13 protein-coding genes and 1 pseudogene are annotated in these 16,917 nt (G+C 63.9%); 5 read left to right on the top strand and 9 right to left on the bottom strand.

The features are described 5' to 3' along the window. Nucleotides 1–69: 69 nt before the first annotated feature. Nucleotides 70–3,513, top strand: a complete 3,444-nt coding sequence (gene putA / locus A7A09_RS16630) for a bifunctional proline dehydrogenase/L-glutamate gamma-semialdehyde dehydrogenase PutA (protein WP_106692448.1) — start codon at nt 70–72, stop codon at nt 3,511–3,513. 125 nt (nt 3,514–3,638) lie between these two features. Next, nucleotides 3,639–5,255, top strand: coding sequence for a GMC family oxidoreductase (locus tag A7A09_RS16625; RefSeq protein WP_106692545.1), 1,617 nt, complete (start codon nt 3,639–3,641; stop codon nt 5,253–5,255). Nucleotides 5,256–5,264: 9 nt separating this feature from the next. Here the strand turns inward: A7A09_RS16625 and A7A09_RS16620 are convergent, their stop codons facing one another. After that, entirely contained in the window at nt 5,265–6,029 is a 765-nt protein-coding gene (locus tag A7A09_RS16620; RefSeq protein ID WP_245999410.1) for a Hint domain-containing protein, read from the bottom strand. Nucleotides 6,030–6,631: 602 nt separating this feature from the next. Continuing rightward, nucleotides 6,632–7,945, bottom strand: a complete 1,314-nt coding sequence (locus tag A7A09_RS16615; protein WP_106692447.1) for a GH1 family beta-glucosidase — start codon at nt 7,943–7,945, stop codon at nt 6,632–6,634. Between the two features lie 134 nt (nt 7,946–8,079). Between A7A09_RS16615 and A7A09_RS16610 the strand changes: the two genes are divergently transcribed. Further along, nucleotides 8,080–9,252 carry an E22 family MetX-like putative esterase gene (locus A7A09_RS16610; RefSeq protein ID WP_106692446.1) on the top strand — a complete coding sequence of 391 codons (1,173 nt, stop codon included), beginning with the start codon at nt 8,080–8,082 and terminating at the stop codon, nt 9,250–9,252. A gap of 74 nt (nt 9,253–9,326) precedes the next feature. Further along, nucleotides 9,327–9,686, top strand: a complete 360-nt coding sequence (locus A7A09_RS16605) for a YigZ family protein (RefSeq protein ID WP_106692445.1) — start codon at nt 9,327–9,329, stop codon at nt 9,684–9,686. Here the strand turns inward: A7A09_RS16605 and A7A09_RS16600 are convergent. The 5 genes and pseudogenes from A7A09_RS16600 to A7A09_RS16580 all read right to left on the bottom strand — a co-directional run bounded on the left by A7A09_RS16600 (nt 9,683) and on the right by A7A09_RS16580 (nt 13,253). Continuing rightward, nucleotides 9,683–10,240, bottom strand: coding sequence for a thioredoxin family protein (locus A7A09_RS16600; protein ID WP_106692444.1), 558 nt, complete (start codon nt 10,238–10,240; stop codon nt 9,683–9,685). The genes A7A09_RS16605 and A7A09_RS16600 overlap by 4 nt on opposite strands. Nucleotides 10,241–10,251: 11 nt before the next feature. After that, a pseudogene (locus A7A09_RS16595) lies at nt 10,252–10,988 on the bottom strand (cytochrome c biogenesis CcdA family protein). Between the two features lie 134 nt (nt 10,989–11,122). After that, complete coding sequence (locus A7A09_RS16590) at nt 11,123–11,797, bottom strand: DUF2270 domain-containing protein (RefSeq protein ID WP_245999408.1); 675 nt, start codon at nt 11,795–11,797, stop codon at nt 11,123–11,125. Between the two features lie 146 nt (nt 11,798–11,943). Beyond that, nucleotides 11,944–12,561 (bottom strand): hypothetical protein, encoded by a 618-nt coding sequence (locus A7A09_RS20595; protein WP_148043702.1) that lies wholly within the window; start codon nt 12,559–12,561, stop codon nt 11,944–11,946. A gap of 119 nt (nt 12,562–12,680) precedes the next feature. Continuing rightward, the gene (locus A7A09_RS16580) at nt 12,681–13,253 is read right to left on the bottom strand and encodes a thymidine kinase (RefSeq protein WP_106692442.1); all 573 of its coding nucleotides are present in this window, start codon (nt 13,251–13,253) and stop codon (nt 12,681–12,683) included. A gap of 178 nt (nt 13,254–13,431) precedes the next feature. Between A7A09_RS16580 and A7A09_RS16575 the strand changes: the two genes are divergently transcribed. Beyond that, on the top strand, nt 13,432–14,628 hold the full coding sequence (locus A7A09_RS16575; protein ID WP_106692441.1) for a multidrug effflux MFS transporter: 1,197 nt from the start codon (nt 13,432–13,434) through the stop codon (nt 14,626–14,628). Between the two features lie 184 nt (nt 14,629–14,812). Here A7A09_RS16575 and gnd read toward each other — a convergent pair whose 3' ends face one another. Both gnd and A7A09_RS16565 read right to left on the bottom strand, forming a co-directional pair. After that, the gene (gene gnd / locus A7A09_RS16570; RefSeq protein WP_106692542.1) at nt 14,813–16,207 is read right to left on the bottom strand and encodes an NADP-dependent phosphogluconate dehydrogenase; all 1,395 of its coding nucleotides are present in this window, start codon (nt 16,205–16,207) and stop codon (nt 14,813–14,815) included. A 55-nt stretch (nt 16,208–16,262) separates the two neighbouring features. Next, a complete protein-coding gene (locus A7A09_RS16565; RefSeq protein WP_106692440.1) occupies nt 16,263–16,907 on the bottom strand; it encodes a GntR family transcriptional regulator in 645 nt (214 codons plus the stop codon). Nucleotides 16,908–16,917 lie beyond the last annotated feature (10 nt).

Genomic DNA, 16,917 nt, shown 5'->3' with positions numbered 1-16,917 from the left:
GCTTCAACATCGTGCAACCGCTTGCCGATTCGAATGGGCGCGGCACAATGACCCCGGGGAGAACGACCGATGAGCCAGCTTGACGATATCCGCCAGACGATCCGCGACCTGCATCTGGGCCGCGAAGAGAGCCTCATCGGCGAACTCGTGCAATCCCATGCTCCCGACGAGGAGGCGCGCGGCCGCATCGCCAAGGGTGCCGCCGACCTGGTCCGGGCGATCCGATCCGACAGCAAGCCGGGGCTGATGGAGGTGTTTCTCGCCGAATACGGTCTGTCCACCGATGAGGGCGTGGCGCTGATGTGCCTGGCCGAGGCCCTGCTGCGCGTGCCCGATGCCGAGACGATGGACGAGCTGATCGAGGACAAGATCGCGCCGTCGGAATGGGGCCAGCATATGGGCAAGTCGTCCTCGTCGCTGGTCAATGCCTCGACATGGGCCCTGATGCTGACCGGCAAGGTTCTGCGCGACGAGCCGCATCCGGGGATCGCGGGCCATCTGCGCAACGCCATCCGCCGCTTGGGCGAGCCGGTGATCCGCACCGCCGTTCACCGCGCCATGCGCGAGATGGGGCAGCAATTCGTGCTGGGCGAAACCGTCAAGGACGCGATCAGGCGCGGGCGCGAACGGGTCGGGCAGGGATACAGCTACAGCTATGACATGCTGGGCGAGGCGGCACGGACCGAGGCCGATGCCCGCGCCTACCAGGCGGCCTATGAGGGCGCGATCCGCTCGCTTGCGGGCGAGGCGAAGGCGGGCGATATCCGCGACAATCCCGGCATCTCGATCAAGCTGTCGGCGCTGCATCCGCGCTACGAGGAACCGCAGCGCGACCGGGTCATGGCCGAGCTGGTGCCGATCGTGCTGCGCCTGTGCCGGCAGGCGAAAGAGGCGCGGATGGGGCTGAATATCGATGCCGAGGAAGCCGACCGGCTGGACATCTCGCTGGATGTCATCCAGGCGGTGCTGTCCGATCCCTCGCTGGCCGGTTGGGACGGTTTCGGCGTCGTGGTGCAGGCTTATGGCAAGCGCGCGCCCGCGGTGCTCGACTGGCTGGAGGCGCTGGCCGAAAGCCTCGACCGCCGGATCATGGTGCGGCTGGTCAAGGGCGCCTATTGGGATACCGAGATCAAGCGCTACCAGGTCGAGGGGCTGGCGGATTTCCCGGTCTGGACGCATAAATCGGCCACCGATGTCGCCTGGATCTGCTGTGCGCGGAAATTGCTGGCCAGCCCGCGCATCTATCCGCAATTCGCCACCCATAACGCTCATTCCGTCGCCGCGATCCTGCATCTGGCCGGAGAGGACCGGGATTTCGAGTTCCAGCGCCTGCACGGGATGGGCGAGGCGCTGCACGAGATCGTCAAGGAACGGCATCACACCCGCTGCCGTATCTATGCCCCGGTCGGTGCGCATGAGGATCTGCTGGCCTACCTGGTCCGCCGCCTGCTCGAGAACGGCGCGAATTCCAGTTTCGTCAACCGGATCGTGGACGAGGATATCGCCCCCGAGGACGTCGCCCCCGATCCCTTTGCCGAATGGCAGGCGATGGCGGGCAAGCCCGCGCCCGGCGTCATCCGCCCGGCCGAACTGTTCGCCCCCGACCGGATCAATTCGAAAGGCTTCGACCTGCGCGATCCGCTGGAGCTGGCGCGGATCGAGACCGAGCGCACGCGCTGGATCGAGCATCGCTGGACGGGCGGACCCTTGCTGGCGGCGGTGGGGGACGAGAATGGGCGCGACCTTGAAGAGATCGTCAACCCCGCGCATGGCAATGACCGCGTGGGGCAGGTGGCATGGGCCACGGATGGCGACATCGCGGCGGCCCTGTCGGCGGCGCAGATCTGGGATGCCGCGCCCGAGAAACGGGCAGAGGCCCTGCGCCGCGCTGCCGATCTTTACGAGGCGCATTATGCCGAGCTGTTCGCGCTGATCTCGCGCGAGGCGGGGAAATCGCTGCCCGACGCGGTGGCAGAGCTGCGCGAGGCGGTGGATTTCCTGCGCTATTACGCGGGTTTCGCCACGGGGGAGGCTCCGCGCGGGGTGTTCACCTGCATCTCGCCGTGGAATTTCCCGCTGGCGATCTTTACCGGCCAGATCGCGGCGGCGCTGGCGGCGGGCAATGCGGTGCTGGCCAAGCCCGCCGAAACCACCAGCCTGATCGCCTGGCGGGCAACGCAATTGCTGCATGAGGCCGGTGTGCCCGCGACTGCGTTGCAGCTTTTGCCGGGCGAGGGGCGGCGTGTGGGCACTGCGCTGTGCAGCGATGCGCGTGTTGCGGGCGTATGCTTTACCGGCTCGCTGCCCACCGCGCAGGCAATCAACCGGGCGATGGCCGCGCATCTGTCGCCCGAGGCGCCTCTGATCGCCGAAACCGGCGGGCTGAACGCGATGATCGTGGATTCCACAGCCTTGCCCGAACAGGCGGTGCGCGACATCCTTGCCAGCGCCTTCCAGTCGGCGGGGCAACGCTGCTCGGCGTTGCGGGTGCTCTATGTTCAGCGCGATGTCGAGGAGAAGCTGCTGAAGATGCTGCATGGCGCGATGGATGAGCTGCATATCGGCGATCCGTGGTATCTGGACAGCGATGTCGGCCCGGTCATTTCCGCAGCCGCCAAGAAGGGGATCGAGGATCATATCGCCAAGGCGCGCAGCGATGGACGCATCCTGCACCGGCTCAAGACGCCGGGGCGCGGGCATTACGTCGCACCGGTGACGATCCGCGTGGGTGGGATCGAGGATGTCGAGCGCGAGATCTTCGGCCCGGTGCTGCATGTCGCCAGCTTCGAGGCCAGCGACCTGGACCGGGTGATCGGGGCGATCAATGCCTCGGGCTACGGGCTGACCTTCGGGTTACATACGCGCATCGACGACCGGGTGCAGCATATCGACAGCCTCGTGAATGTCGGCAATCTCTATGTGAACCGCAACCAGATCGGCGCCATCGTCGGCAGCCAGCCATTCGGCGGCGAGGGGCTGTCGGGGACCGGGCCGAAAGCGGGCGGGCCGCATTACGTCCCGCGTTTCCGGGCGGCGAAGGTGAACCGGATGCCCGCATCCGAGGGACCCGAGGCCGATCCGGCGGCACTGCAAAAGGCGCTGGATGCCGCACGGACCGATAGCGCGACTCCGCGTGAAACCGTGCTGCTGCCCGGTCCGACGGGGGAATCCAACCGCCTGACCACCCATGCCCGGGGCACGGTGCTGTGCCTCGGCCCGGATAGTGCTGCGCAGGCGGCTATCGCCCGGGCGAAGGGCTGTGCCGCTGTGGAGGTGCCGGGAAGCCTGCCCGCCGATGCCCTTGGAACGCTGTCAGGCATGGCGCTGGTGGCCTATGACGGCCCCGAGGAGCAGGCGCAGCTTTACCGGCAGGCATTGGCGGCGCGCGAGGGGGCGATCATTCCGCTCGTGACCTCGGTGGAACTGCCGGGCTATGCGGTGCTGGAACGGCATCTGTGCATCGACACGACCGCCTCGGGGGGCAATGCCTCGCTGCTGGCGGCGGCGGAGTAGGGTGATTGCGTCCCGCGATGGCCGGGGGCGCTGCTCCCGGACCCCCGGGATATTTGCATGAAGAAGAATAAGCGCGGTTCGGAATTCGGCGTACGGGCCGTCGCGCTTGATCCGTGGGGGAGCATATGCAGGATTTCGGGGAATATGATTTTATCATCGTGGGCGCGGGCTCGGGTGGGTGCGTGCTGGCCAATCGTCTTTCCGCCGATCCGCGCAATCGTGTCCTGCTGCTGGAGGCCGGGGGCAGCGACAACCGCTTCTGGGTGCATGTGCCGGTCGGCTATCTATACGCCATGGGCGATCCGACGCTGGACTGGTGCTATCGCACCGAGGCCGAGGCGGGGCTGAATGGCCGCAGCCTGAACTATCCGCGCGGCAAGGTGCTGGGCGGCTGTTCCTCTATCAATGGCATGATCTACATGCGGGGGCAGGCGGGCGATTACGATCGCTGGCGTCAAGCGGGCAATCCGGGCTGGGGCTGGGACGATGTGCTGCCCTATTTCCGCCGCTCCGAGCATCATTACGGCCCGGCCGACACATTCCATGGCGATAGCGGTGAATTGCGGGTCGAGCGGCAGCGCTTGAGCTGGCCGATCCTCGATGCCGTGGCCGAGGCTGCGCAGGAGCTGGGTCTGCCGGTCCGCGACGATTTCAACGATGGCGACAACGAGGGGGTGGGTTATTTTCCCGTGACCCAACGTGGCGGCATAAGGTGGAATTCGCGCAAGGCCTTTCTGAACCCCGCGAAATCCCGCCCGAACCTGCGGATCGAGACCCATGCGCAGGTCGAGCGCCTGTCGCTGGAAGGCACGCGCGCCACCGGTGTCGTCTTCACGCAAAAGGGCCGCCGGATGCATGCGAAGGCGCGGGGCGAGGTGGTGCTTGCGGCGGGGGCGATCAACTCTCCGGCGATCCTGGAACTGAGCGGGATCGGGCAGGGCGAGCGGCTCTCGGATCTGGGCATCGAGACCGTTCTGGACCTGCCGGGAGTGGGCGAGAACCTGCAGGATCATCTGCAATTGCGGACCGTGTTCCGGATCAGGGGCGCGCGCACGTTGAATGATCGGGCGCGGTCGATCTGGGGCAAGGCGGGGATCGCGCTGGAATATGCGTGGCGGCGGACGGGGCCGATGGCGATGGCGCCCAGTCAGCTGGGGATATTCGCGAAATCCTCGGACGTATTCGAGACGGCGAATATCGAGTATCACGTCCAGCCGCTGTCGCTGGAGAAATTCGGCGATCCCTTGCATGATTTTCCCGGCCTGACCGTCTCGGTCTGCAACCTGCGGCCGGAAAGCCGGGGATGCAGCCATATCACCGGGCCGGATCCCGCGGCGGCACCTTCCATTGCGCCGCGCTACCTGTCGGCAGAAGCGGACCGGCAGGTAGCCATCGACAGCCTGCGTCATGCGCGGCGGCTGATGGAGACGCGGCGGATGGCGGAGTTTCGGCCCGAGGAAATCAAGCCCGGCGCGCATCTGCAAAGCGATGCCGAATTGGCGCGCGCTGCGGGGGATGTGGGGACGACGATCTTCCATCCCGTTGGCACCACGAAAATGGGCAATGATCCCATGGCCGTGGTGGATCCGGAACTGAGGCTGCGCGGGATCGAGCGGTTGCGCATCGCGGATGCGGGGATCATGCCGGTGCTTCCCTCGGGCAACACGCATGCGCCGGTGACGATGATCGCGGAAAAGGCCGCCGACATGATCCTTGCCGGCGGGTTTGTTCATTCGCGATGATGCTGCGGGTTACAGGACCCGAGCCGACAGGGGGTCCCTGCTTTCAAGATGCCGCTGAACGATCTTGCGGGCCGGCTTGCCATTGAGAAGCCTGCGGGCCGGGGTCGGGACGTAATCGACATTCCGCAATTCCGGCATCAGGATCGCGATTTCCTCGCGCGCGGTGTCGTCCAGCGCCTTCAGGGCCTCGGTTCCCGTCAGCATGCTTTCGGCCGGCATGCCTTCGGCAAGCAGCACCTCGTGATTCTCGCAAAGCACATGGAAATACTCGACCCCATGTTCGAGATGATCGAGGATCTCGACCCCTGGCAGGGCCAACAGGTCCTTGGCCGGAACCAGGGCCTCGGCCATGTCGAGTTCGGGCGATTGCACCAGGACCCGGTGCTGACGCGAGACCACGAGATCGCGAAGGGGCAGGCCGTTCCCAAGCGCACCCGCAGCGATCCGGACCGGGCGGAGCCCGGGATTACGCTCCAGCTCGGCGGTGCCGATCTTGCGCGATCCGATCCAGCGGATGGGTTGGAAGCCGTTATCCCTGGTGCGGATCATGTCGCCCCGGTTCAGATTTTCCACTGCCACCGAGCCACGGGAGGTTTCGATCAGCGTGCCTGCGGAGAAGCACACCACTGCCGGCCAGAAATCATCGTTATTATCCGGGTTTCGCCAGGTATCTTCGCTGACAACACTGGTGATCTCGATCGAGGTGATGTCCTCCATGGCGTAAACATATTCGCCGTTTCCGTCATCGGTACCGCCATCGGCGGTGGCAAACATCGCGCCGTCTTGCAACCGGAACATCATGGTGCTGTGGAGCGGATCGGATGCATCGTTATCCGGATCAACCAGACGCGCCCCGGTTATGTTTGCGGTAGAGGTCGTTCCGTCAGCGTAGGTAACCGTCGCTTCAAATGTCCAGTTACGGGACACCTGGTAAGCCTGACCGTTGAAACCCCAGCCATCATTCGGATGGAAGCCGCCGCTGTTACGGGGGGATACCCGACCGTCCTCATCCCCGTCACGGATCGTCCCCTCAGTGTAAATTGCATTTGGATCAAACGTATATCCGACAAACCCCGAAGAATCCAAGCCAACGTTTTCCCCGGTGATCCAACCCCATGATGCAAATGAAGCCATGTCTGTAATTCCCCTTGTGTCAATTCATGATCCGCTTGGATGCGGCGAGACAAGAGCAGGCCAAACCAATGTTGCGGAACGTGATTCCCCCGATTCACAACTGGCAACTTGGCGGCAACCCGCAAGGGAGTCAAATATTTTCCATCGCGATGAACTGATGGTTAAATATACAATTAAGTCATTGATTTAAAATAATTATATATGCATTGAGATCGTCCTGGTTGTGGGTATTGTATGCTAATCTACCCGCGCATCATATACCGAAATGCATGCCAGCTCGCCTTGGGCGTGCGCTTCATGCTGGCATAATCCACATGCACCAACCCGAAGCGGGGACCATAGCCGAACGCCCATTCGTAATTGTCCAGCAGCGACCAGTAGAAGAATCCGCGCAGGTTGACGCCCTGATCCAGCGCCGATCTGGCCGCCCGCAGGTGCTCGCCGATAAAGGCCACGCGCGCCGCATCCTCGGTGACGTCCTCGCCGGGCTCCAGGGCCATGCCGTTCTCGGTCACCAGCACCGGCAGATCGCCGATATGATCGCGGGCCAGCCGGACCAGGAATTCGCTCAGCCCCTCGGGACGGATTTCCCAGCCCATCCGGGTCCTGGGCAGCGGGCCATCCTCGGCCCGGTCGTTGGGCCATGGTCCGGGAAGATGGCCATGCAGCTTGCGGGTGTAGTAATTCACCCCCAGCCAATCCAGCGGCGCGGCGATGCGTTCCATGTCGTGCTGCCAGCCCTCGGGAAGATGCGGACCGATCCCCTCCAGCGCGGTTTCGGGATAGCCTTGTCCCATCAGCGCCCGGATGAACCATTGGTTATAGATCGCGTCCTGCCGGGCCGCGGATTCCGCGGCTTCGGGACTGTCGTCCACGGGATGCGAAGTTTCGAAATTCAGCACGATGCCGAGATTTCGCGCGCCATCGGCACGCAACGCCTCCATCGCGGTGCCATGTGCCAGCAGAACGTGATGCATGGCGCGGCTCGCGGCGCGGATGTCGCGCAGGCCGGGGGCGTGATGGCCAAGGAAATGCGACAGCCACGCGATGCACCAGGGCTCGTTCAGCGTCGCGATGCTGGCGAGCCGGTCGCCGAGACGGGCCTGAACGGCAGTGGCATAATCGGCGAAGAGCGCGGCGATGTCGCGATTGCGCCAGCCGCCCTGATCCGCGAGTACGGCGGGCAGGTCCCAGTGATACAGGGTCAGGAAGGGCTGCAACCCGCGCTCCAGCATCCCGTCGACAAGGCGGTCGTAGAAATCCAGCCCCTCGGGATTGAGGGTCCGGCCATCCGGCATGACCCGCGCCCATGATGTCGAGAAGCGATAGGCGTCGAAACCCGCATCGCGCATCAGGTCGAGATCGGTTTCCCACAGGTGATAATGATCGCAGGCCCGCGCCCCGCTGCTGTCATCGGCGATATTGCCGGGAGTGGCGGCGAATGTGTCCCAATGCGACGGTCCCGCACCGCCGAAACCCGATCCTTCGATCTGGTAGGCGGCGGTCGCGGCGCCGAAAATGAAATCACCGGGGAACTCGGATCGGGAGGGTAGCATGTCGGGCTCCTTCTGTGCTGTTGGCGCGAACATAGGGCAAGACCGGCCGGGCTGGCCACCCGCTCTGGTTCCGGGGGCGCTGGACTTTCCGGTTTGCGCGATGTTCCCTGAGCGCGCAACGAGGGAGGATATCGATGCGTCTGACGACAATGATCGCCGTGATGCTGGCCGGACCGGCCGCGGGTTACGAGCCTTTGGTCGAGAAACAGGAATTTACCCTGGAGAATTTCACCACGCGCGGCGGGGAGGTCATCCCCGAGATGCGCTTGGGCTACGAGACCTATGGCAAGTTGAACGAGGCCGGGGACAACGCGATCCTGATCCCGCATTATTTCAGCGGCAACAGCCATGCGGCGGGGAAATACAGCGAGGACGATGCCGCGCCCGGTTACTGGGATTCGATCATCGGCTCGGGCAGGCCGATCGACACGGACAGGTATTTCGTCGTCTCGGTCGATACGCCGGTCAATCTGGGCGCGCATGATCCCAATGTCATCACTACCGGGCCCGCGACGATCAACCCCGAGACGGGCAAGCCCTGGGGCATGGATTTCCCGATCCTGACCATCGGCGATTTCGTCGATACGCAACTGGGCCTGATGGAACAGTTGGGGATCGAGAAATGGCATGCCGTCATGGGCGCCTCGATGGGCGGGTTGCAAAGCTATGAATGGGCGGCGCGCTATCCCGACCGGCTGGAGCGGGTGATCCCGGTGATCTCCTCGGGCTGGGCGGATGCCGACCTCATCGCTTGGCTGGATGTCTGGGGCTCGCCGATCCGGCTGGACCCGAACTGGAACGGCGGAGATTATTATGACGGAGAGGCTCCGGAGGCGGGGCTGGCGCAGGCGCTCAAGATCGTGACGCTGCATGCGAATTCGGCGGAATGGACCAATGGCGCATTCGGGCGGGACTGGGCCGAGGAGGGTGCAGATCCCGGGGAGGATTGGGCGAATGATTACAAGGTCGTGGATGTCCTGAACGGGGCGGGCGCGGCGCGGGCATCGGTGTCGGACGCCAACCACTTCCTGTATCTCGTGCGCGCCAACCAGCAATTCGTCGCAGGCCATCCCGAGGGCAGCCTGTACCAGGGTTTGCTGGATATCGACGTGCCGGTGATGCTGATCCATACCGACGAGGACCTGGTCTTTCCCGGAAACGCGGTGCGCGAGACGGGGGCTATCATCAAATCGGACGGAACGCCCGTGGAGTTCGTCGAACTGGAAGGCACGCGCGGGCATCTGGACGGGGTGCTGGGAATCGCGCAGGCCGGTGAGCGGATAAGGGCGTTCCTGGAGGCGGAATAGGGGAAAGGGGCTCTGCCCCCGCCCAGCCCGTTCGGGCTGGCTCCCCGGGATATTTTCATGAAGAAGAAGGGTTTATGCAGGTTTTCGACAAGATCATCTCGGATCGCGGGTCGCGTTATGCGGTTTCGGGCGGGACGGCGAGGAACCGGGACGAGGTTGCGGCATTCATTGCGGAACTGAAGCGGAACAAGCGCTTTGCCAAGGCGACGCATAACACATGGGCGGCGATTCTGGGCGGAGAGCCGGTCAAGGATGACGATGGCGAGGCAGGGGCGGGGGCGCTGATGTTGCAGATGCTGGAGCGCGCCGGGTTGCAGGATCACGTGGTGGTCGTCACGCGCTGGTATGGCGGCAAGCATCTGGGCGGTGACCGCTTTCGCCATGTAGCGGATGCGCTGCGCCATTACCTGCGCGAGACGGGCTTGGGGAATTAGTTCGACCCACTGGCCTTGTCCTGCATATATTTCTGGAAATTCTCTTCCGCGTCATAGCCATGATCGCGGACCCATTCCAGAAGCGCCGTGGTCGTCCCCTTGCCGAAAGCGCCGGGCATGGTCGCGACCGAGGCCTGGGCGGCGGTGGCGCCATCCTCGACCTCTTCCGGCAAAAAGATCATGGTCGGCGTGAACATCGCCCCCCAACGGTTCACCATCTCTTTCTCGGGCCGTTCGGTGCCGTCGAAATCGGTGACGGGAATATCTCCAAACATGTTGATCTGGATGACGAAATAATTGTCCGAGATCAGTTGCGCGATGGTCGGGTCCGAAAACACCTCCTCATGCATTTTTGTGCAATAGATGCAGCCGCGCTGCTCGATCAGGATGAGAAGACGCTTGCCCTCGGCATTCGCTTCGGCAAGATCCTCGCGCAGATCCATGAAGGTTTCGCGGATCCAGGGCTCGTCATACAGCCCGTCATCGCCAAGCGTGACCGCATCGGCGGGCAGGGCGAGGGCCAGTGTCAGCAGGGTGGCGCGAAGAAAACCCATGTCATCCTCCCTCAGATGAGTGTCGCGGACCAGTCGAAATGCCTGATCATCCAGGCAGCGATCAGGTTCACCGTATTCGTCGCAATCAGGATCGCGAAGAGGATCAGCATGACCCCCATCGATTTCTCTACATATCCCAGATATTTGCGCTTGCGTCCCGCCCAGGCAAGGAAGGGCCGGGCAAAGCCCGCCGCCAGCACGAAGGGCAAGGTCATGCCAAGCCCGAAGACCAGCAGCAGCGTGCCGCCGCGCCACAGATCGCCGCTGCCCGAGCGATCAGCAGGATCGCGGAAAGGGCGGGGCCGACGCAGGGTGTCCAGCCAAAGCCGAAGGCGAGGCCCATGACATAGGCTCCCGCGATGCCGGCGGGTTTGGCGGGGCCGTCCAGTCTTGCCTCGCGATAGAGAAAAGGGATGCGGATGATGCCGAGGAAATGCAGCCCGAACAGTGCCAACACCGCCGCGGCGGCATAGGAAAGCGGTTGTTTCCATTGGGCAAATAGCTGTCCAAGCGCTGTCGCGCCCAGGCCCAGAAGCACAAAGATCGTGGTCACGCCGAGCGCGAAGCCGATGGATGAGGTGACAAGGCGGCCGGTGGCCCCGGCGGCGATCCGGTCCTCGCCGCGCAACTCGGAAATCGAGAGCCCGGCCATGTAGGACAGGTAGAAGGGCACCATCGGCAGGACGCAGGGCGACAGGAAGGACAGGATACCCGCCAATGCCGCGCCCCAATAGCCGATCTCCAGCATATGCCGCCCCTTCCATGTCGATCGCCCGAGGCGCCCTCTGTGGCAATCAAGAATACGAATATGTGCTTATGTCAATCGCCCGGGGGCAGCACAATATCCGCATGCTCTGCATGGCGGATCGTCGTGATCGCGGTTCAACCCATGCCAAGGGGATCGTTGCGATGCCGGGCGCGCTCGGCGTCGCTGCGCGCACTCCAGAGCGCGATCGCGCCCCAGCTCGAACAATAGAATGCGCCGAACCCCAGCACCAGCCAGCCGGGAAAGGGCCCGATGGAGGCACGTTCGAGGAGTTCACCGGGAGATTGCAGCGGACCGGGATGGACGATCAGCTTGCCCAGATAGGCGATGGTCTGGATCAGCAGGATCCAGAAATAATTGCGCCGGATCCGCCGCCCGACCGCCGTCCACATGCTGACATGATAGGAAGGGCGGCGGTAATCCTCGGCCAGCCGCTCCTGCCAGCGCTCTTCCATGTGCAGATCGCCCTCGGTCAGCATCGGCACCATGAAATGCAGCTCGATCCAGCGGCAGCGCGCCCGCCAGACATTGAAATAGCGATAGCGCCGCGCCTCGAGCATCAGGAAGAAGACGATCAGGATCCCGACCAGCACCAGAGGCAGGGGCGAGGCCTGTGGCGAGGAATAGGCGATCGACAGCGCCACGCCCAGGGTTACCACCGACCAGTTGGTCGTCGTGTCCAGCCGCGTTCGCCACAGGGTCGAGCGATAGATCTCGCCCCGGTAGAGATGGGCGATCACCCCCATCTCGGCTGAATCGAGTCCCTCGCGCGGCGTCAGATTGTCCATCATCACTCTCTCCCTGCCTAACAGATTGGCAGCGTGGAAAGATTTCGGCAAGGGCCCGGGATGGGTCCGCATGGCAGCGGAGAAATCACTCTCTAGGAGTTAGGATCTCACTTCCTGATGGCGACGATACAGATGCAACGGACTGGACGTTATCTATACTTTTCAATGGCCGCTTGCATACGGTTTTGGCACACCTTGAAAAAGCTCTCGATTTCGTCAACCGTTGGAAGGATAACCTCGACCGGGTTGTTTCGGTATTTTTCCTTGGCACGATCCTTATCATCATTCTGCCGTATCCGGCCAAATTCCTTCACTGCCTCGTTGTCCAGTCGCAGGATGCCTTCCGCGTCCTCCCATTCAAAGTCGCAGCGATGAGCCAAGGCAAATCCACGGGGATGCTTCAGAAAGCCTGCCCAGTTTCGGACCAGTCTCTCTGCGTCCTGTTCTTGAGTATATGTGTCGCCTAACAGATCGCGGATATACTCCCTGAGAACATCCAAACGCAGCAACATTATTTCAGAAAAATCCTCGCAGTCATCATCTGTTTGAGGTAGTGATAGTATTAATTCCAAAGACTTGACGACCGACGCAATATTACATGCTTCGGCCACGTGGAGTTCGGTGCTGCCATCCGTACAGACAAATGTGGTGGCGCCCGGAGCATTTTTACATTCGTAAAGACTGCAAATAAGCGGATCTCCGGATTCCGTTTTCAATAATGCTTCCAGATTAGAATAAATTTTTTGGAAGTCCTGCTTATTATACATCGCACATACCCTTTTACTGATTACAGGTAAACTTCTATGGAAAACTTGGGGGGCGAGCAATCCCCGAGCACAGACATGCAGCTTGTTTCGGCCTTATCCGCATGTCAAGGACGTGGACATCACCGCCCCACCGCCTCGCGCCAATGGCGGCGGCAGAGCGAGACATAGGTCTCGTTGCCGCCGACCTGCACCTGCGCGCCTTCGGTGATGGCGCGGCCCCCGGCATCGCGGCGGATCACCATGGTGGCTTTCCTGCCGCAATGGCAGATGGTGCGGACCTCGCGCATGTCATCGGCCAGTGCCAGCAGGGCGGCAGAGCCGGGGAACAGCTCGCCCCGGAAATCGACGCGCAGGCCATAGCACATGACGGGGATCTTCAGGTCGTCGGCCACGCGGGCCAGTTGCCAGACCTGTTCGCGGGTCAGGAACTGCGCCTCGTCGATGAAGATGCAGGCAGATGTCTTGCCATGCTCTTCGATAAGCGCGAAGAGGTCGCTTCGGCTGTCGAAGGTCAGCGCGTCATCGGCGATGCCGATCCGGCTGGCGATGCGGCCCCTTCCGGCCCGGTCGTCCAGCGCGGCGGTCAGCAGAAGCGTCTGCATCCCCCGTTCGCGATAATTGTAGGAGGCTTGCAGCAGGAGCGTGCTCTTGCCGGCATTCATCGTCGAGTAATGGAAATAGAGCTTGGCCATGGCGGCAGCAGATAGCGCCACCCGAGGCAGCCATCAAGACGGCGAAGTTCCGCATTCCGGTGGCGCGGGGGGTTGCCAAATTCGTGAGCCGGTGGCAAATATCGGATACGGCGGCGGCGAAATCCATGGCGCGATTCTGTGCGCCGTCCTTTCATATCTACATCATAGGTTGATTACGATGCGTGACCCATTGTTCCGCATGGCCCTTGTTCTGGGGTTATTATCCGCCGTCGGTCCCTTCGCGATCGACATGTATTTACCCGCGATGCCGCAGGTCGCCGCCGATCTCGATACGACCGAGGCCGGTGCGGCATTGACGCTGACCTCCTATTTCATCGCCTTCGGGATCGCGCAGATGATCTATGGCCCGATGGCCGATGCGATCGGGCGCAAGAAGCCGATGGTCCTGGGGGTGGCGATCTTCCTGGTCGCGACCGTCGCGGCGGCGCTGGCGCCCACGATCGGCTGGCTGATCCTGGCCCGGGCGGTGCAGGGCTTCGGCGCGGCGACGCTGATGGTGGTGCCGCGCGCGGTGATCCGCGATGTCGCCACCGGACCGGCTGCGGCCAGGATGATGGCGGCGATCATGATCGTCATCTCGATCTCGCCCATGCTGGCACCGCTGACCGGCTCGCTGGTCATGGCCTGGGGCAGCTGGCGCGAGATTTTCGGAGTGCTGGGGGCGGCGGCGTTGCTGAGCCTGTTCCTGATCCTTGTCGTGCTGCCCGAGACCTCGGAGCCGCGGAACCGGCAGCCGGTCCGGATCGGGCAGATGATGGCGGGGGCGCGGCGGCTTCTGACCGACAAGCGCTTCATGGGACTGACCATGATCGGCGGTTTCGGCATGGCCAGCTTCTTCGTCTTCCTGTCCACGGCGAGCTTCGTCTACAAGCATCAATACGGGCTGAGTCCGACCGGCTTCTCGATCGCCTTCGCGATCAATGCCATCGGCTTCTTCAGCGCCTCGCAATTCGCGGGACGCCTGGCCGAGCAATTCGGGATGGAGCGGGTCATCTCGCTGGCGATCACCGGGTTCGCCGGGTTGACGCTGATGCTGACGGCGCTGGTCTGGTCGGGGGCGGATGCACTGCCACTGGTGGTGGCCGGGCTGCTCGCGGCAAATGCCTGCCTCGGGCTGGTCATTCCGACCACGATGGTGATGGCGCTGGACCCGCATCCCGATATCGCGGGGCTCGCCTCGTCGCTTGGCGGCACGATCCAGATGCTGACCGGGGGACTGATGATCGCGGTCACGGGGCCGTTCATGGATAACACATCCGCGACCATGGTTGCCGGGATCACGCTTTGCGCCCTGCTGGCATGGTGCGCTGCGGCGGCCTCGCTGCCCCGGCTGCGCCTTGGCCGCATGGTCTGAGCCCAAACGATGAGCCCGGCTGCAACACGAATCGCGGCCGGGCCTTCGGTTACCGTCACCTGCACAGGGCGCCTACAACTTCTTCTTCATGGAAATATCCCACGGGGGTTCCGGGGGGTGTGAACCCCCCGGCCATCGCGGGACGCAAGCCAGAGGCGGGAAAAAGGTCCCCCGGATCGCGCCGCTATGCCCCCCAAGGCCCATGCGGATCGTCGCGCCCGTCAAGGCGCTCGAACCCATGCGCGCCAAAGAAATCGCGCTGCGCCTGGATCATGTTCGCGGTGCCGCGCCCGGTGCGCATCATGTCGAACCATGTCAGGCCCTGTGCCAGCGCGGGCAGGGGATGGCCCTTGGCCAGACCCTCGGACACGACCCGGCGCAGGGCGGGCAGGGCCTCTTCGATGCGCGAGGCAAAGCCGGGCGCCATGATCAGGTTGCGCCCGGGATTTTCGGTCAGCGCCTCGGCCATGTCGTTGAGCATCGTCGAACGGATGATGCAGCCTGCACGCCAGACGCGGGCGATATCGGGCAGGGGCAGGGACCAGCCGAACGCGTCGGACGCCGCCGAGATCATCGCGAAGCCCTGCGCATAGCACAGGATCTTGCCCGCGATCAGGGCGCGTTCCAGCAAGCCCTCGTCAAGATCGCAAGGCTGGGGGGCGGGGCCGAAACGCTCTTCGGCCACCTTCCGCTCCTCCAGCCGGGCCGAGACATTGCGCGCCATCACCGCCGCCTCGATCACCGGGATGGGGGCGGCAAGGTGCTGCGCCTCGATGGCGGTCCAGCGGCCGGTGCCCTTCTGCCCGGCGCGATCAAGGATCACGTCGAGCATCGGCTTGCCGGAATGCGGATCCGGTGCGCGCGCCACCTTGCCCGAGATCTCGACCAGGTAGGATTGCAGCGGGCCGTCATTCCAGCTCTCGAAGGTCGCGGCGATGCGGTCGGCGGGCAGGTCCATGCCGTCGCGCATGAGGCCGTAGATCTCGGCGATCATCTGCATATCGGCATATTCGATGCCGTTATGGACGGCCTTGACGAAATGCCCGGCCCCGGCCTCGCCCATCCGGGTGGCGCAGGGGGTGCCGTCCTCGGCCCTGGCAGCGATGGCGGTCAGGATCGGGGCGATACGGTCCCAGTCCTGCCCTGCGCCGCCGCCCATGATCGAGGGGCCGTGCCGCGCGCCGTCCTCGCCGCCCGAGACGCCCATGCCCAGAAAGCGCATCGGCAGGTCCGCCTCGGCGCGGCGGTTGGTGTCGTGGAAATTCGCGTTGCCGGCATCGATCACCATGTCCTGCGGGTCCAGCAGCGGCGCCAGCGCCTCGATCTGCTGATCCACCGGGCTGCCCGCGGGCACCATCAGGATGATCGCGCGGGGAGGTTTGATCGCGGCGACCAGTTCTGCGAGGCTTTCCGTCGGGATCACGCGGGGGGCGAGTTCGCCCGCCCCGGCATGGAAATTGCGCGTCACCTGCGCGGTGCGGTTGTAGACCGCGATGGGAAAGCCCTTCTCCGCAATATTCAGCGCCAGCGCCGATCCCATGGTTCCAAGCCCGATCAGCCCGATATCCGCCTCTGCCATGATGTTTTCGCCTTTCATCGTGATGTCTGTATCCCCGGCGGCCTCGCCCGCCTGCTCATGCCGCCGTCAGGTGCCGCAATCCATGGGTCACATCGGCGCGGATGGCAAGGCGCAGGGCGGGCTCGTCCCCGGCGCGCAGCGCGGCCAGGATCATCCGGTGATGGCGGGGCGGCTCGTTGCGGCGGACGCGGCCGTAAAGCTGCCGCATCGTCGGGCCAAGCTGCAGCCAGATCGTCTCCAGCATGGCCAGCATCAGCGGCGCCTGCGCCCGCAGGTAAAGCATCCGGTGAAAATCCAGGTTGCAGCGGATATAGCCGACCGCATCGTGACGCTCGACCGCGTCGCCGATCTGTGCATTCACGGTGGCAAGCCGGTCAATGAGCGCGAAATGGGCGCGGGGCAGGGCGCGGGCAGCCAGCTCCGGCTCGATCAGGGCGCGCATGGCGGCCAATTCCTCGATCCGCTCATCCGACAGCTCGGGCGTCGAGATCCGGCCCGAGCCCGACAGGGTCAGCGCCCCCTCGGCCACCAGTCGCCGCACCGCCTCGCGCGCGGGGGTCATCGACATGTGATATTCTCGCGCCAGCCCGCGCAGGGTCATGGCATGGCCGGGCGGCAACTCGCCCAGCATGATGCGGCTGCGAAGGCTGCGGTAAAGCCGTTCATGCGCGGCGGGATCGGCGGGGCGGGTAGAATTCATGGCCGATATG

The organism is Paracoccus methylarcula (genome assembly GCF_003007735.2).
Taxonomy (GTDB): Bacteria; Pseudomonadota; Alphaproteobacteria; order Rhodobacterales; family Rhodobacteraceae; genus Paracoccus; species Paracoccus methylarcula.
The sequence above is the reverse complement of the archived record's forward strand: the minus strand, read 5'-3'. Positions and strand labels throughout refer to the sequence as shown.

Coding starts and splice junctions, on each gene's coding strand:
- A7A09_RS16580 (WP_106692442.1), bottom strand. CDS start 13,253: ATGGCCAAGCTCTATTTCCATTACTCGACGATGAATGCCGGCAAGAGC.
- A7A09_RS16610 (WP_106692446.1), top strand. CDS start 8,080: ATGCGTCTGACGACAATGATCGCCGTGATGCTGGCCGGACCGGCCGCG.
- gnd (WP_106692542.1), bottom strand. CDS start 16,207: ATGGCAGAGGCGGATATCGGGCTGATCGGGCTTGGAACCATGGGATCG.
- A7A09_RS16590 (WP_245999408.1), bottom strand. CDS start 11,797: ATGATGGACAATCTGACGCCGCGCGAGGGACTCGATTCAGCCGAGATG.
- A7A09_RS16620 (WP_245999410.1), bottom strand. CDS start 6,029: ATGTTTGCCACCGCCGATGGCGGTACCGATGACGGAAACGGCGAATAT.
- A7A09_RS16600 (WP_106692444.1), bottom strand. CDS start 10,240: ATGGGTTTTCTTCGCGCCACCCTGCTGACACTGGCCCTCGCCCTGCCC.
- A7A09_RS16625 (WP_106692545.1), top strand. CDS start 3,639: ATGCAGGATTTCGGGGAATATGATTTTATCATCGTGGGCGCGGGCTCG.
- A7A09_RS16605 (WP_106692445.1), top strand. CDS start 9,327: ATGCAGGTTTTCGACAAGATCATCTCGGATCGCGGGTCGCGTTATGCG.
- A7A09_RS16615 (WP_106692447.1), bottom strand. CDS start 7,945: ATGCTACCCTCCCGATCCGAGTTCCCCGGTGATTTCATTTTCGGCGCC.
- putA (WP_106692448.1), top strand. CDS start 70: ATGAGCCAGCTTGACGATATCCGCCAGACGATCCGCGACCTGCATCTG.
- A7A09_RS20595 (WP_148043702.1), bottom strand. CDS start 12,561: ATGTATAATAAGCAGGACTTCCAAAAAATTTATTCTAATCTGGAAGCA.
- A7A09_RS16575 (WP_106692441.1), top strand. CDS start 13,432: ATGCGTGACCCATTGTTCCGCATGGCCCTTGTTCTGGGGTTATTATCC.
- A7A09_RS16565 (WP_106692440.1), bottom strand. CDS start 16,907: ATGAATTCTACCCGCCCCGCCGATCCCGCCGCGCATGAACGGCTTTAC.